Source organism: Prevotella scopos JCM 17725 (genome assembly GCF_018127785.1).
Lineage (GTDB): Bacteria > Bacteroidota > Bacteroidia > Bacteroidales > Bacteroidaceae > Prevotella > Prevotella scopos.
This window is the reverse complement of the sequence record NZ_CP072390.1, coordinates 625,425-639,669: the sequence shown is the minus strand read 5'-3', so window position 1 is coordinate 639,669 and position 14,245 is coordinate 625,425. Positions and strand designations below refer to the sequence as shown.

Here is a 14,245-nt window from a genome sequence, read left to right as displayed (position 1 = left end):
TGGGGTTGAGCATTAACTCCTTACAACATACTATAGAAGGAGGGTGTATCAATCGCTTGACACACCCTCTAACATTATCTGTAATCTATTTGATTATACTTTATTCAGCATAAACTTACTTGATAGCTTCACCATTTGCCTCAACTGGCCAGTAAATATTCTGGTACAAGTTTGAGTTCTCTGCAGTACCATCAGGAGAACAGAGCTGCATCTCCTGATAAGAGAATGGAGACAAGTAGTGTGCCTGATAGAAGGTGTAACCATTATAAAGAATATTGTTAGTCTTCTGAATCTGGTAAGGACGGATATACTTTGTAAGCTCCTTAGCTGACATTGTAGCCTTAGCACCACCATCAGCAATAATCAGACTAACACCCTTATCATTTACAAAAGAAGGATTCTGATAAATCTGATCCCAGAAGTTAACACCCTCAATCTGATAGTTCTTCACCTGATCCAAAGATGCCCAACGAATCAAGTCGTCATTACGAAGACCTTCGCCTGCAAACTCGCTACGACGCTCACGACGGATAGAATAGAGTGTTGCATCCACTGGCTGACCAGCTGAGAACGCTGCCCAGTCGTATGATGGACGATTTACATCAGCCTCCTTAGTCATATCAGTAGCAGCAATAGTTGTTGAGATTGGAGCAGTGATACCAGCGCGTGCACGCAAAGCAGTCCAATAACCAGTTGCTGTTGCATCCAATGAACCAGTACGGAGATAAGAAGCCTCAATGTAGTTGAGCATAGCTTCCTCAACGCGAATGATAATCTGACCATCAACATCAGAGAAAGTCTGACCTAACTGCATATCAGGGTTATAGTTGTAGAACTTACGCTGACGATATCCAGTTACGTCTCTACTTGCCTGGTCTGTTGCAAAAAGAGTTGCCGCATCGAATAAAAGTTTAGTAATGGTAGGTTTACCTTCTTTAACTCTTTGCTTATTAATTAAATCAATACTCTTCTGATCAATATCAAGGTCATTAGACTCACCGAACACGAAAAGCTGCAGACGCTCATCGCGATCAGTCTTAGTCAAGTCAACAGTTGTATCACCGTGATAGCCTGATCCAGATGCGTAGATTGGTAAACCATTCTTCATAAGGAATGACTCAACAAGACCACGTGTCCAACCAGTTGCTGCACCACCACGAAGCTTATTAGAAGTGAGGTGAGCAAGAGATGGTGTCAAATTTGAATTAAACTGACGCCACAACAACACCTCAGGGTACTTAGACAAGTCTGGACTTGCAAACATATCATAGTATGGATTCCAACCATTGAAATTACCAACAGTACCTGGGTTCATTACGTGGTTGTTTTGAGTTGTCAAAGGCACTGCATCACACACCTTCTTTGCAGCATCAATAGCCTGATCAAGGAAGAAGTTAACCTCATCATCCTGATTAATAGTGAAGTTCTTGTTCCACTCCTTGTTCTTACCTGGCCAGTTAGCATCACCTGGCACACGACCAGTACCTCTGTGATACTTCTCAAAGGTTGCCTCATAGAGTGCCATTCTTGACTTCATAGCCAAAGCAGCATTCTTATTAATACGCACCTTACTTGCAAAATTCACCTGTAACTTATCAATAGCCTTATCCATATCAGAAAGAATCTGACGTGCAACAAGGTTACGAGGCTGACGCTTATTTGCTTCAACAAGGTCGTTGTCAATGTTAAGCTCCGTCAGCGAGATAGGAAAGTCTCCATAAGTCTGGAGCTTATCATAATAGAGCATCGCTCTGATGAAGTAAGCCTCACCCATATACTGGTTGATAAGATCAGAAGAACCAGTTATCTTGCCGGCAGCTATCTTAGCCTCAGTCTCATTGATGAACTTATTGACATTACGAATAGCATTCATACCAATACCACCAGCTGTAGGTACCTTCCACTGGTCCTGTAAAAACATTCCGGTATTTCCACTTCTTGCAGCCTGATTATCAGTCCCATTATCAAATGTTGCCACGCCTGCCCACCATCCACTGTTGTTAGGGAAGATAGATGTGTAATAGTTGATTGGGAACGTACCTAACTGATCAGCTGTTGTGTAGTAAGAGCCAGGAGAAATTGCGTCGAGTGGCGGTCTATCGAGAAAATCGCTACACGAAGTAACCGTCATACCCAAGCAAAGAATAGGCAATCCTCCCTTCAATATATTTGAAATTATATTCTTCATAATTGCTACGAATTAAAAATTAAGATTTAAACCGAAAGAAATTGTTCTCTGGAGTGGGTAAAGCTTACCTGGTCCCCAATCACCGCCAGTTGCCTCTGGGTCAAAGATCTTGTTCATCTTTGTAAATGTTGCGAGGTTCTCAGCAGAGAAGTAGAAACGAATGCGGCTTGCACCAATCTTGCTTGCAATAGCAGCAGGAAGAGTATAACCAAGCTGAATATTCTTGATTCTCATATAAGCTGCATTCTGCAAGTAGCGATCACTTGTCTGGAAATTCTTACCTCCCGCACCGAAGAGAGGACGTGGATAAAAAGCATTGGTATTAGGACCTAAGTTAGTGTCAGTCTCTGGACGCCAGTAGTCTAAGTGATCCTTGAAGGCTGCAGCCTGCCACATACCAGTATTAGCACCTACACTGTAAGGAGAAGCATCCCAGAAGTCACGCTTACCAACACCCTGCATAAAGATGAGGAAGTCAAAGCCCTTCCAATTAGCATCCAAAGTGATACCGAAACGATAACGTGGCAAAGAGTTACCAATCTTGGTCAAGTCACCCATATCATCGTATGTGCTCTTACCAGAGTTCACCTTCTTATCACCATTGAGGTCTTTGTACATAACGTCACCGGCAGCCCAGTCAGAACCCCATGATGGCTTGTTATTAGCCAACCACTCAGTCATCTGCTCGTTTGTCTGCGCAATACCCTCTACCTGATATCCGTAGATGTCACCCATACGCTTGCCTTCGCACCACTTTGAAAGCAGACGATTCGGGTTGTAAAATCGAGTAATAGTCTGGAAGTCATCAGAAAGAACAAGCTTAATACCATAGCCAACCTGACCAACTCTATCACGCCATCTAACCTCCAAGTCCCAACCATTAGAACGCATATCACTATTGTTCTCTCTTGGTAAATCAGCACCCAAAATAGAAGGCTTAGCAGGTGCAGGACCTACCATATCCTTTGTAGTACGAACATAGTAGTCGAAAGTACCCTGCAGTCTGTTGTTGAACATACCAAAATCAAGACCGATATTCCATGAACGAACACTTTCCCAGGTAAGGAAAGGTGACACCAAACCTGGAGCATTAGAAATGTTCACACGCTCACCATTAACAAGCCAAGAAGAAGCAGATGCACTTACCGGCTGGCTCAAGAACCAAGGATAGAGTGCTGTAATATTGGTATTACCCAAAGCACCGTAGGTTGCACGGAGTTTCAGCGTATTAACAGTCTTTGTCAAAGGCTTGAAGAACTTTTCGTTAGCAATGTTCCAACCCAATGCGAGTGAAGGGAATGTACCCCATGTCTTATCGCCGATAAAGCGTGAAGAACCATCACGACGGATAGAGAACTCTGCGAGGTAACGTGAATCGTATGCGTAGTTGATACGACCAAAAGCACCCATTGTAGCCCACTGAGTATTTGAGAAGCCTGGCTTCACATCCTTGTTAGTAGCATTGTTAAGTGTAGGAACAGTTGGAGTAATCAAGTCTGCACGTGATACACTAAGATAAGTGTAAATGTTTGACTCCATATCCAAACCAGCCAAGAACTTAAAGTCATGCTTATCGTTCAATGTGAATGCGTACTCTGTAAAGAAACGACCATTGTAATAGTTGTTCTTTGACATAGACTCGCCTACGTTTGACTTACCAGCTGCGTACTCACCGCTCCATGCAGCAGCTACTGGATTCTGATCTGGGTCATAATAGTAGATTGGCAAGACATCCCAATGATTGTGGTAGTTAACGGTATTGTAGTTACCCTCCAAACGAATCTTCCAACCCTTGATTGGACGGAATTCGAGAGCTAACTGCTGATAGAGCTTATCGTTCTGTGTAGCGTCAAGACCACCATTCTCCATCTGAAGAATCTCATTACCATGAACATAGTGTCCGTTTGGATCGAAAACTGGGTTAGTCGGCCAACGACGAGCAATGTTATGGAAGAAGAGACCTGTCATGTAAGAAGGACGACTATAGTCCTCACGTACCCACTTTGTATTATAGGTAACTGTGAACCAATCTTTCAAGTTAGCAGTAATCTTACCTGAGAAGTTGTAACGCTTAAGTTTGTCCTTACCATGACGAATCAAACCCTGCTGGCTAAGAACAGCACCACTGAGGTAGTAGTTCACCTTGCTTCCGCCACCACTAAGGGAAACGTTATGCTCGGTAGAAGGAACACCAGACTTATACATCTCCTTAAACCAGTTGGTATTGTCCCAAGAACCATTATACATACTCCAAGGCTCATTAGCAGCAGTACCCTGCCATGTTGTAGTAGCCTCTTCACCTGGTCTTGGAGTACCATTGATATGATTCTTGATTTTTTCAAGCATATCCTGGCTGAATGGAACACTACCAGCACCACTATTAGCAGCAGCATCATTCCAATAACGTGCGAAGTCATATGAGTTAGGCATCTCAGGAATCTGAGTTGCTGTAGAGAAACGTACGTTACCATTGTAAGACACGTTCATACGTGAATCCTTACCGCTCTTTGTAGTAACGAGGATTACACCGAAGGCTGCACGTGAACCGTAGATAGCACTTGAAGAAGCATCCTTCAATACAGAGATACTCTCAATGTCATTTGGAGAAATAGAGTAAAGATCACCTTCTGAACCATCGATAAGTACGAGTGGAGCAGCATTAGAACCATCACCAATAGTTCCTATACCACGAATATTCATGCTCATACGGCTGTTAAGCGAACCACCAGAATTGCCAACGCTGAAGTTCAAACCAGGAACCTCACCCTGCAATGCCTGAGCAACACTTGTTACTGGACGAGACTCAAGCTGCTTAGAATTAACAACTGAGACTGCACCAGTAAGGTTAACTTTCTTCTGAGTACCATAACCGACAACAACAACATTGTCGAGCATCTCACTGCTCTCCTGAAGTGTCACCTTCAAGTCCTTACCATTCCAGGTCACCTGCTGGGTCTTATAACCAACATAAGAGATGGTAAGTGAAGAGCCTGAAGCGATACCGTCTATCTCGAAATTACCATCAAGATCAGTTACACTTCCTTTCTTGTGTCCATTACTTACGGCAAAAACAGAGGCTCCAACAACAGGGTCTCCATTATTGTCGACAACTGTTCCCTTACATACAGCTTGCTGTTGAACAACAGCTGCATTCGCTTTATACGTAATGTTGGCGTGCAGTAAATTGGTACTGAACAAAGCCACCATTAACAAGCTCGTAGTCCTTTTTCTTTTTAGGTACATAGGCTTTTAATATACTTAGGTTAAAAAATTCTTTTAGGTTTTACAAACGCAAAGTTAAATCATTTTAAACGTCAACTCTACAACATTAATGGTAAAAAATGTTAAACATATGTTTTATTTAGTTTATTGTAAAAAAAACAACTACTAATCACCCATTCTTTTGCAATTTTCTGCAATTAACAACATCTGACAGCGACTCTCTCAGGCACATGGATGACATACTATCCAACAAAGGCAGCTCAACCTAATAAAAAAAGCTGATTCTACTGCTATCAAGATTATAACATTAATTAATAGACAAAGATGCTTTCCCAAAACCATATAGAGCTACCTTAATAAATATAACTTTAATAGAGCTATCAGGTTTTCTTCCGTCAGTTCATCCTCTGTTACATTTATATAGTAATGCTCATAACTATATGAAAATCTTTTGTTCTTATCAGGTTTATCACAACATACATTGATATATACACTCCTCGTGAAGTCTAATATATTTGAATTTAGGAACAACCACTTTGCAACACTTTGTGTCAAGTTCCCATATTTATTACTGAGTTCACTTGACGTCTTCTCTGGTCGTTGGAAACATATATTAAATCCACCATAGTGTGTAGATAATTGCGTACATGGGAAACTATACGCATCATTCTCTGACGTAGCGACATTCCAACTCTCCGCCAATTCAAATGACTTAAAGTGTTGTGTCAAAGAATCAATTTGAGGAATAAGCTGTTGAATAACAGCTGGCTTATTATTCTTCACAGCATTACATGATATTTCTAAAATATCAATCAAACTTCCTCGCCCAACATCCACCTTACGTGAAGAGTATTCAGCTCCATCTTGCAAGTCAAAGAAAAAACAAGTCTTTAGTTGAATACCAAGCTTCTTACGTACAAAGGTTGTAGAAGAAAACACTGCATAACGCAACAATGATGCTATTTTCATTTGACAAAGACTATCTGTGATTTCTTTCTTATTGCCTTTTAAGTCCTTGTAAGCAAGTATATATGTTCGTTCTGAGAAGAGCAAACCCTTGATTACTTGCAAGGCGTACTTCTCAGACTCCCCATCTACAACAATATACTGTTGTGATGCGAGAGGATTATACAACTCCTTAAGTACAGGCGCATAGAGTTCATAATCCTGCTTACTACAAGGAGAAAAACGATTCTGTGCCACCGATGTTATCGTCATAAAGAGTAGCAATAATAGTAATAAAACCCTATTAAAAGAAATACTATAAATTTCTTTCATACCATCATCATTTATACGCTTACTCTTAAAAATCAACTCTCTATTCTTCCAATTTCCGAATTACTTTACAAGGATTACCAGCAGCCAAAACACCACTTGGAATATCATGTGTAACGACAGAACCAGCACCTATCGTAGTATTATCGCCTATCGTCACACCAGGAACAACGACAACATTACCACCAATCCACACATTATTGCCTACATGAATAGGCAGAGCATACTCTATCTTCTTATTCCGCTGCTCAACATCAAGTGGATGACCAGCTGTATAGAAAGAGCAATTAGGTGCAATAAAAACATTATCGCCAAATGTCACCTTAGCCTCATCAAGAATGACACAATTTGTGTTAGCAAAGAAATTCTCACCCACCTCAATGTTATAACCATAGTCACAAAAGAAGGGAGTAACGATAAACATTCCGTTACCAGCTTTACCAAACAACTTCCTCAGACGTTCCATACGCTCTTCGCGGCGAGAAGGTGGAATCTGATTTATCTCGTAACATTCGTTCTCACAGTGGTATAAATCTTTCAGAACCTCAGGAGCGTTTGCTTGATAAAACATCCCTTTCTTCTGTTTTTCTTTCTCTGTCATAACTTAAATTAAATATTTATTCTCACAAAGATACAAAGCAAATTCTAAAGAACTGAAACTTTTATTCACAAAAAGAGATTTTTCAGTACAAAAAGGCGAGATACATAAAGTTTTTTGTATATTTGCGAATAGATTGACCAATTATTTAATAAGGAATGAACATGATGACATACGAATTTATACTGAGACTATTTGTTGCTGCCATGTTGGGTGGAGCAATTGGTTTAGAACGTGAGTATCGTGCGAAAGAAGCAGGTTTCCGAACACATTTCCTCGTAGCGTTAGGTAGTGGCTTGTTTATGATACTATCCCAATTCGGCTTTGATGGAGTACTCAGACATTACGAACAAGTATCACTCGACCCCAGTCGTATCGCCTCGCAGGTTGTGACTGGTATTGGTTTCATTGGTGCTGGAACGATTATCTTTCAGAAGCATGTGGTACGTGGATTGACAACGGCTGCAGGTCTATGGGTTACCTCTGCCATTGGTATGACAGCAGGAGCAGGAATGTATGTGCTTTCCATAGCAACTACAGTTCTCGTTCTTCTTTGTCTAGAGGCACTCTATTTTTTCTTTCAATATTTTGGCACACGAAATATCAACATTAGATTCAGCACACCAAAAGAAGAAAACATTCAGCTTGTATTGCAACACCTACGTAAGAAAGAAGTAATTATTGATTCATACGAAATGAATCGAAAAGATACATCTTCTGGTTATTATTACGTTGTGACTATGGAAATGAAGTTCAAACGCAAACGTTATAAAAACTACCTTCTAAATTTTATGTCTGAATTTGAAAACGTCACAGTTGAGTCAATGGAATAAATACAGGCGCAATAGCTTTACGTTTTTCTCATTAAATGCGTAGATGCACGTTTCATATAGAAAAATTAGAAATTACATTCTTTAAAATACACGTTGATAAGCTAACCGACTAGTTCCATTTTCAAGGTAAATAATACCACAATAACTAAAGTCCAAACGAGCTAAAGCAGCCAACATTGGACGATTGTCTGCATGAGTATCTATTCGAATAGAGGACGTGAAAGATGAGCAATAAGCGATGATATCGGACATAACGCCATGCACTCCTTCCACAGAAGCTACACGATGAATGACATAATAAGATTGATTATCTAGCCAACGCCCATTATCAATACGCAGATAAGTAGGCTCTGGTCCAGATTTAAAAACAAATGTTGCAATCGGCTTATCATCCTCAAAAAGTAAATAACAATCACCCAACAGGATATCACACTTTACTGTGTCTAAAGCAGGATAATTAACTGACCATTGATTAAGGTTACCTGATTTTATCATTTTTGATTTACCTTGTTCAATAATCCCAATCACAATTGAAAAATCACCTAAAGTGGCTTTATTGATAACACGACCTTCTGATAGTTTTATTGTTTTCTTCTTTGTCATAAGATTTTCATTTTATTCATACAACGTTGCAAAAATACAAAGAAAAGGTAACAACAAGTACTGAATATAAGAGAGAGATGTACAAAACGATAATTATGGGTTATTTACTAATGAAGAATCGAAGAAAAATAATACATAAAATAATTGCGAATAAAAAAAATAATATGTATTTTTGTCATCATAATCGAATACTAACTTTAAAAAATCAAACAATGGAGAATAACCTTTTTAAGCATTCTGCCAACAGGCTAGAATCACACTTAGGCAAAGATTCACACGAGTTTACAAAAGATGATATCAAGCAGATAGTAAGCGACTTGAACATCAAAATGGTAAACTTTATGTATCCTGCTGGTGATGGACGTTTGAAGACATTGAACTTCATGCTCCACACTCCTGAATACTTGGAGACTATCCTTACAAGTGGCGAGCGTGTTGACGGTTCTTCACTCTTCAACTTTATCGCTGCTGGAAGTAGTGATCTCTATGTCATGCCACGTTTCTCTACGGCATTTGTTGACCCATTCTCAGAGATTCCTACACTCTGCATGCTTTGTTCATTCTATGACCGAGATGGAAATCCGCTAGCTTCATCGCCAGAATATACACTCCGCAAAGCTATGGATGCTTTTAAGAAGGTAACAGACATGGAGTTCCAGGCTATGGGCGAATTGGAATATTACGTTATCCGTGAAGATGAGGTAGTCTTCCCAGCTGCCGACCAGCATGGTTATCACGAGAGTTCTCCTTTCTCTAAAGGTAATGACTTCCGTATGCGCTGTATGCAGTTGATTGCTGAATGTGGTGGAAAGATTAAATATGGTCATTCTGAGGTTGGAAACTTCGTTGAGAATGGGCGTTGCTATGAACAGAATGAAATAGAATTCTTACCTGTTCCAGCAATTGAATGCGCAGAGCAGTTACTCATTGCTAAATGGGTTATCCGTAGTTTAGGATACGAAGAAGGACTCGACATAACCTTTGCTCCAAAGATTACTGTGGGTAAGGCTGGTTCTGGCATGCACATCCACATGCGCATCATGAAAGATGGTAAGAATATGATGCTTGAAAATGGCAAGCTCTCTAAAGATGCTCGTCGTGCCATTGCAGGTATGATGGACTTAGCTGAAAGTATCACAGCTTTCGGTAACAAGAACCCAACATCTTACTTCCGTCTTGTTCCACATCAGGAAGCTCCTACAAATGTCTGCTGGGGTATGAGCAATCGTTCAGTACTTGTTCGCGTACCATTAGGCTGGACCTCTGGTGAGGACATGTGCCATAAGACAAATGAGATTGAACCACTTACAGCACGTGATTACTCAAGCAAGCAAACTGTTGAGATGCGTTCTCCAGACGCTTCAGCTGACATTTATCAGCTTTTAGCAGGTCTTTGCGTGGCTTGTCGCCATGGATTTGAGATGGAGAATGCTGAAGCTGAAGCTGAAAGAACTTTTGCTGATGGTGATATCCACGATCCAAAGAATGCTGAACGCTACGCTTCACTTGCTCAGTTACCAGATAGCTGTGCAGCTTCAGCTGATTGCTTGGAACGTCAACGTAAGGTCTATGAGGAGTATGATGTATTCTCTCCAGCGATGATTGATGGTATTATCAAGCAGCTCCGTTCATACAATGATCGCACTCTGCGCCAAGACATTGAGGGCAATGAGGCTATGATGGAGAATCTTGTTCTTCAGTACTACCACTGTGGATAAAATTATATAAAAAAATGTGACAAACATAAATCCTATGATAAAAGTCCCAGATACCCGCCGGTATCTGGGACTTTTTGTTGGACACAATACTCATAAATATAAAACACAAAATAAACTTTAGAGGAATAATTGTTGAAAGGTATAGCCTCCAACTAGACACAACTCCAGATTGACCTTCATTTTAATATGCTTAACTCACATTAAATCCCTACCCTTCCATATACAGCAATGGTGTTAACCCTTCGCACATGTGGTGCATACCATCCGCACCACATGTGCTAAGCACCAGCACCACACGTGCTGAGCACCCGCACCAAACCGATGAAATATCAACATACAACCCACATGATTCGTTATAGAGCCTAATTTTATCTATTATTCTATAAAACGAAAGAGACTACCATTACCAACTAATATCAACACCCATCTCCCAACAATGGTAACCATCATCGCCTAACACCTGTTATCCCTCACCCAACACTGGCACATCCTTTGCTATATTTATAGTAATAAAAGTTTTAGAAATTATGAGTTTACAAAAAATATTAGAACACAGAAGAGCTGTTAGGCATTTCGACTCAAACAAGCCACTCGATAGTTCCGTAGTAAAGAAGTGTATTGAACTAGCAACATTGGCACCAACAAGTTCAAACTTACAACTTTGGGAAGCTTATCATGTTACTGATAAAAAGGTATTAGAGGAAATGGCACATGCCTGTTTAGGTCAACTAACAGCGCGTTCTGCTCAACAGATGGTAGTATTTGTAACTCGACAGGACGAATATAAGCAAAATGCGCAAGCTGCACTTGCCTTTGAAAAAAATAACATCAAGAATTATAGTCCAACTGAGAAACAAGAGAAACGTATCAAAAAACAAGAACTATACTATACAAAAGCGATTCCACTGATTTATTCTAGAGGTTTTGGTTTATGGGGACTAGTTCGTAAAGCATTGACACAAACGATTGGTATTTTCCGCCCAACCATGCGACAACTGAGCGAAGGAGATATGCGCGTTACTGTACACAAGAGCTGTGCATTGGCAGCTCAAACCTTTATGTTGGCAATGAGTGAAGCAGGTTATGACACTTGTCCGCTTGAAGGCTTTGATAGTCGATTGGTTAAAAAAGCTTTGAACCTGCCGTACAATACAGAAATAAACATGGTTATAACCTGTGGAATACGTATGCCAGATGGAGTTTGGGGTGCTCGTTATCGCCGCCCCTTTGATGAAACTTACCATTTGGTATAATCAGTTTTTCTGTAAAGTACATTTACAAGGCGAACTAACACAAGAACAGTGCAACTAAAAAGATTGTAAAACTTCAACAAGGATTTTGTCCTTACCCATTATGTTTTTCAAATAAAATACGTATCTTTGCGAAATAAACGATCTGAACATGAAAATGGATAAGGACATTAAAGATTTAAAAATAGCTGTAGCCGGAACAGGCTACGTAGGACTCAGCATAGCTACACTACTTAGTCAACATCATCCCGTTACGGCTGTTGATGTAGTAAAAGAAAAGGTAGAACTGATAAATCATCATCGTTCGCCTATTCAAGATGATTATATAGAAAAGTATTTGGCAGAAAAGGAGTTGAACCTCACCGCAACAATGGATGCAGAAACTGCATACAAAGATGCTGATTTTGTAGTTATCGCAACACCAACTAATTATGATCCTGTAAAGAACTACTTTGACACTCGTCATGTCGAGGAGGTTATCAAAATCGTAATGAAGGTGAACCCTGAAGCAATCATGGTCATTAAATCAACCATTCCTGTTGGTTATACTGAGCATGTTAGAGCTAAGTACAATTGCAATAATATTCTCTTCGCACCAGAATTCCTACGTGAAAGCAAGGCTCTTTACGACAACCTTTATCCAAGTCGCATTATCATTGGACGTCCAGAAGATGACAACCGACTAGACCATGCAGCCCACCTTTTTGCACAACTATTACAAGAAGGAGCAATTGAAGAGAATATCCCTACTCTATTTATGGGATTAACGGAAGCAGAGGCAGTGAAACTATTTGCCAATACCTATCTAGCATTGCGCGTCAGCTACTTTAATGAGTTAGACACTTATGCGGAGGTAAAAGGTCTCGATACATCAAATATCATTCAAGGTGTATGCCTTGACCCACGCATTGGTTCATTCTATAATAATCCTTCCTTTGGCTATGGTGGTTATTGCCTACCTAAAGATACCAAACAATTGCTAGCAAACTATGCCGATGTGCCAGAGAATCTGATACAAGCAATAGTTGAAAGTAACCGCACACGTAAAGATTTTATAGCTGACCAAGTTTTGCATAAAGCTGGTTATTATGACTATTATGACCGTGGTGACTATAGTCCTGAGGATGAGAAAGAATGTATCATTGGCGTTTATCGTCTTACAATGAAGTCAAATAGTGACAACTTCCGCCAAAGTTCTATACAAGGAGTGATGAAGCGTATCAAAGCAAAGGGTGCGCAAGTCATCATCTATGAACCAACACTTGAGGATGGTGCTACCTTCTTTGGTAGCCTTGTAGTTAACAATCTTTCTACCTTCAAACAACGTTGTCATGCTATCATAGCCAATCGTTATGACAAATGCCTTGATGATGTAATAGAGAAAGTTTATACAAGGGATATCTTCAGAAGGGATTAAGTTGAACAAATAGATTATAAAGAAGTTTGCAAAAAAATATCATTTATATCTTTTCAGCACCATTTGAGCAATCATTTGGTGCTTTTTTCTTTTGGATTTTAGATGGTAAGAACCGCATAAAAGCTAAAAAGGCTTGTCTCCCGACAAGCCTATTTATAATACAAAAACATTATGAAATAATTTATTTCGCGAACAAGATTATCATTTAATAATTGGCTTATGTCGCACATTTACAAGTGCGGCACTTGCGTTCACAGTACCGCTCGCACTGTACGCGAATATCATAACCCAACATTGCACCAAGGATAAAATCCTCTTCTGGCGATAGTTGGTTAAGAGGTTTTGTTATCATCAACCTAATGGCATCGAGGCATTCCTGCCGACCAAAAAACAGGTTCATACGATCACGACCCACAGGCTGAATAATGTAAGGGATATTCTGATGTTCAAGACGAAGCGTTGCAAATGACTCGTATTTCTTATTACAAGTATATAGAACCATCTGTCGCACACCCTTCTTGTACTCGTAGATGTGATTCATCAACACCTTCATATCGGCGCTCATCATATCTGCCATCATTGGTTATCCCTCCGTGTTACTAGTTATAATGTAAGCATTAAGCTTAATTTCCTCTACAAAGAAGGCTTAATAGCCTCCAACCATGCATCGATACGACTTTCTGTTTTGTCGTCTTCGTTAACATCGTCCAAAGCAAGACCTACGAACTTACCATCAACAACAGCCTCGCTGTCATCAAAAGTATAGCCATCTGTTGACACACCAGGAAGGATATTTGCTCCCTGAGCTGCATCATAAATCTCCTTCATAGCGCTGCAGAATGTATCAGAATAGCTTTCGCTATCACCGCAACCAAAGATAGCAATTGTCTTACCAGAGAGATCAGCACCCTTCAGTACATTAATACCATCATACCAATCGTCCTGTAATTCACCTGCACCCCATGTAGAGGTTCCAAGGATAAGGTTATCATTCTCCGCTACAACATCTGCAGAGAAATCTGACACATTAATAGCTTCAACGCCGAGTTTCTCAGCGATAGTGTTTGCAATGCTTTCGCATGTACCGGTTGATGAACCGTAAACAACAATAGTCTTCTTCATATTTTGTTACTGATTTAAT

The 14,245-nt window shown here is 40.1% G+C and carries 11 protein-coding genes; 4 read left to right on the top strand and 7 right to left on the bottom strand.

Annotated elements, in window-relative coordinates:
• Positions 1-115: 115 nt before the first annotated feature.
• The 4 genes from J4856_RS07985 to J4856_RS07970 all read right to left on the bottom strand — a co-directional run bounded on the left by J4856_RS07985 (position 116) and on the right by J4856_RS07970 (position 7,286).
• Positions 116-2,188 carry a RagB/SusD family nutrient uptake outer membrane protein gene (locus tag J4856_RS07985; protein WP_025839730.1) on the bottom strand — a complete coding sequence of 691 codons (2,073 nt, stop codon included), beginning with the start codon at positions 2,186-2,188 and terminating at the stop codon, positions 116-118.
• A gap of 12 nt (positions 2,189-2,200) precedes the next feature.
• Positions 2,201-5,431, bottom strand: coding sequence for a SusC/RagA family TonB-linked outer membrane protein (locus J4856_RS07980; RefSeq protein ID WP_065367825.1), 3,231 nt, complete (start codon positions 5,429-5,431; stop codon positions 2,201-2,203).
• A gap of 327 nt (positions 5,432-5,758) precedes the next feature.
• Positions 5,759-6,688: a hypothetical protein gene (locus tag J4856_RS07975; protein WP_025839769.1), complete on the bottom strand. Its 930-nt coding sequence runs from the start codon at positions 6,686-6,688 to the stop codon at positions 5,759-5,761.
• Between the two features lie 40 nt (positions 6,689-6,728).
• Entirely contained in the window at positions 6,729-7,286 is a 558-nt protein-coding gene (locus tag J4856_RS07970; protein WP_025839770.1) for a sugar O-acetyltransferase, read from the bottom strand.
• 155 nt (positions 7,287-7,441) lie between these two features.
• Here J4856_RS07970 and J4856_RS07965 point away from each other — a divergent pair, with 155 nt between their 5' ends.
• Complete coding sequence (locus J4856_RS07965; protein ID WP_025839771.1) at positions 7,442-8,116, top strand: MgtC/SapB family protein; 675 nt, start codon at positions 7,442-7,444, stop codon at positions 8,114-8,116.
• A gap of 81 nt (positions 8,117-8,197) precedes the next feature.
• Here the strand turns inward: J4856_RS07965 and J4856_RS07960 are convergent, their stop codons facing one another.
• The gene (locus J4856_RS07960) at positions 8,198-8,719 is read right to left on the bottom strand and encodes a hypothetical protein (protein ID WP_025839772.1); all 522 of its coding nucleotides are present in this window, start codon (positions 8,717-8,719) and stop codon (positions 8,198-8,200) included.
• 212 nt (positions 8,720-8,931) lie between these two features.
• Between J4856_RS07960 and J4856_RS07955 the strand changes: the two genes are divergently transcribed.
• From J4856_RS07955 to J4856_RS07945, 3 genes are all read left to right on the top strand, one after another.
• Entirely contained in the window at positions 8,932-10,437 is a 1,506-nt protein-coding gene (locus tag J4856_RS07955) for a glutamine synthetase family protein (RefSeq protein ID WP_025839773.1), read from the top strand.
• 527 nt (positions 10,438-10,964) lie between these two features.
• On the top strand, positions 10,965-11,690 hold the full coding sequence (locus tag J4856_RS07950) for a nitroreductase family protein (RefSeq protein WP_025839774.1): 726 nt from the start codon (positions 10,965-10,967) through the stop codon (positions 11,688-11,690).
• A gap of 154 nt (positions 11,691-11,844) precedes the next feature.
• The gene (locus J4856_RS07945; RefSeq protein WP_025839775.1) at positions 11,845-13,104 is read left to right on the top strand and encodes a nucleotide sugar dehydrogenase; all 1,260 of its coding nucleotides are present in this window, start codon (positions 11,845-11,847) and stop codon (positions 13,102-13,104) included.
• A 217-nt stretch (positions 13,105-13,321) separates the two neighbouring features.
• On the opposite strand, the gene J4856_RS07940 is transcribed toward J4856_RS07945, so the two are convergent.
• Both J4856_RS07940 and fldA read right to left on the bottom strand, forming a co-directional pair.
• Positions 13,322-13,681 (bottom strand): DUF2023 family protein, encoded by a 360-nt coding sequence (locus tag J4856_RS07940; RefSeq protein WP_172823688.1) that lies wholly within the window; start codon positions 13,679-13,681, stop codon positions 13,322-13,324.
• 56 nt (positions 13,682-13,737) lie between these two features.
• The gene (gene fldA / locus J4856_RS07935) at positions 13,738-14,226 is read right to left on the bottom strand and encodes a flavodoxin FldA (protein WP_025839777.1); all 489 of its coding nucleotides are present in this window, start codon (positions 14,224-14,226) and stop codon (positions 13,738-13,740) included.
• Positions 14,227-14,245 lie beyond the last annotated feature (19 nt).

Bases quoted from the DNA above. Each gene is read 5' to 3' on its own strand.
- J4856_RS07940 (WP_172823688.1), bottom strand. From the start codon at position 13,681: ATGGCAGATATGATGAGCGCCGATATGAAGGTGTTGATGAATCACATC.
- J4856_RS07960 (WP_025839772.1), bottom strand. From the start codon at position 8,719: ATGACAAAGAAGAAAACAATAAAACTATCAGAAGGTCGTGTTATCAAT.
- J4856_RS07950 (WP_025839774.1), top strand. From the start codon at position 10,965: ATGAGTTTACAAAAAATATTAGAACACAGAAGAGCTGTTAGGCATTTC.
- J4856_RS07955 (WP_025839773.1), top strand. From the start codon at position 8,932: ATGGAGAATAACCTTTTTAAGCATTCTGCCAACAGGCTAGAATCACAC.
- fldA (WP_025839777.1), bottom strand. From the start codon at position 14,226: ATGAAGAAGACTATTGTTGTTTACGGTTCATCAACCGGTACATGCGAA.
- J4856_RS07985 (WP_025839730.1), bottom strand. From the start codon at position 2,188: ATGAAGAATATAATTTCAAATATATTGAAGGGAGGATTGCCTATTCTT.
- J4856_RS07965 (WP_025839771.1), top strand. From the start codon at position 7,442: ATGAACATGATGACATACGAATTTATACTGAGACTATTTGTTGCTGCC.
- J4856_RS07945 (WP_025839775.1), top strand. From the start codon at position 11,845: ATGGATAAGGACATTAAAGATTTAAAAATAGCTGTAGCCGGAACAGGC.
- J4856_RS07980 (WP_065367825.1), bottom strand. From the start codon at position 5,431: ATGTACCTAAAAAGAAAAAGGACTACGAGCTTGTTAATGGTGGCTTTG.
- J4856_RS07975 (WP_025839769.1), bottom strand. From the start codon at position 6,688: ATGAAAGAAATTTATAGTATTTCTTTTAATAGGGTTTTATTACTATTA.
- J4856_RS07970 (WP_025839770.1), bottom strand. From the start codon at position 7,286: ATGACAGAGAAAGAAAAACAGAAGAAAGGGATGTTTTATCAAGCAAAC.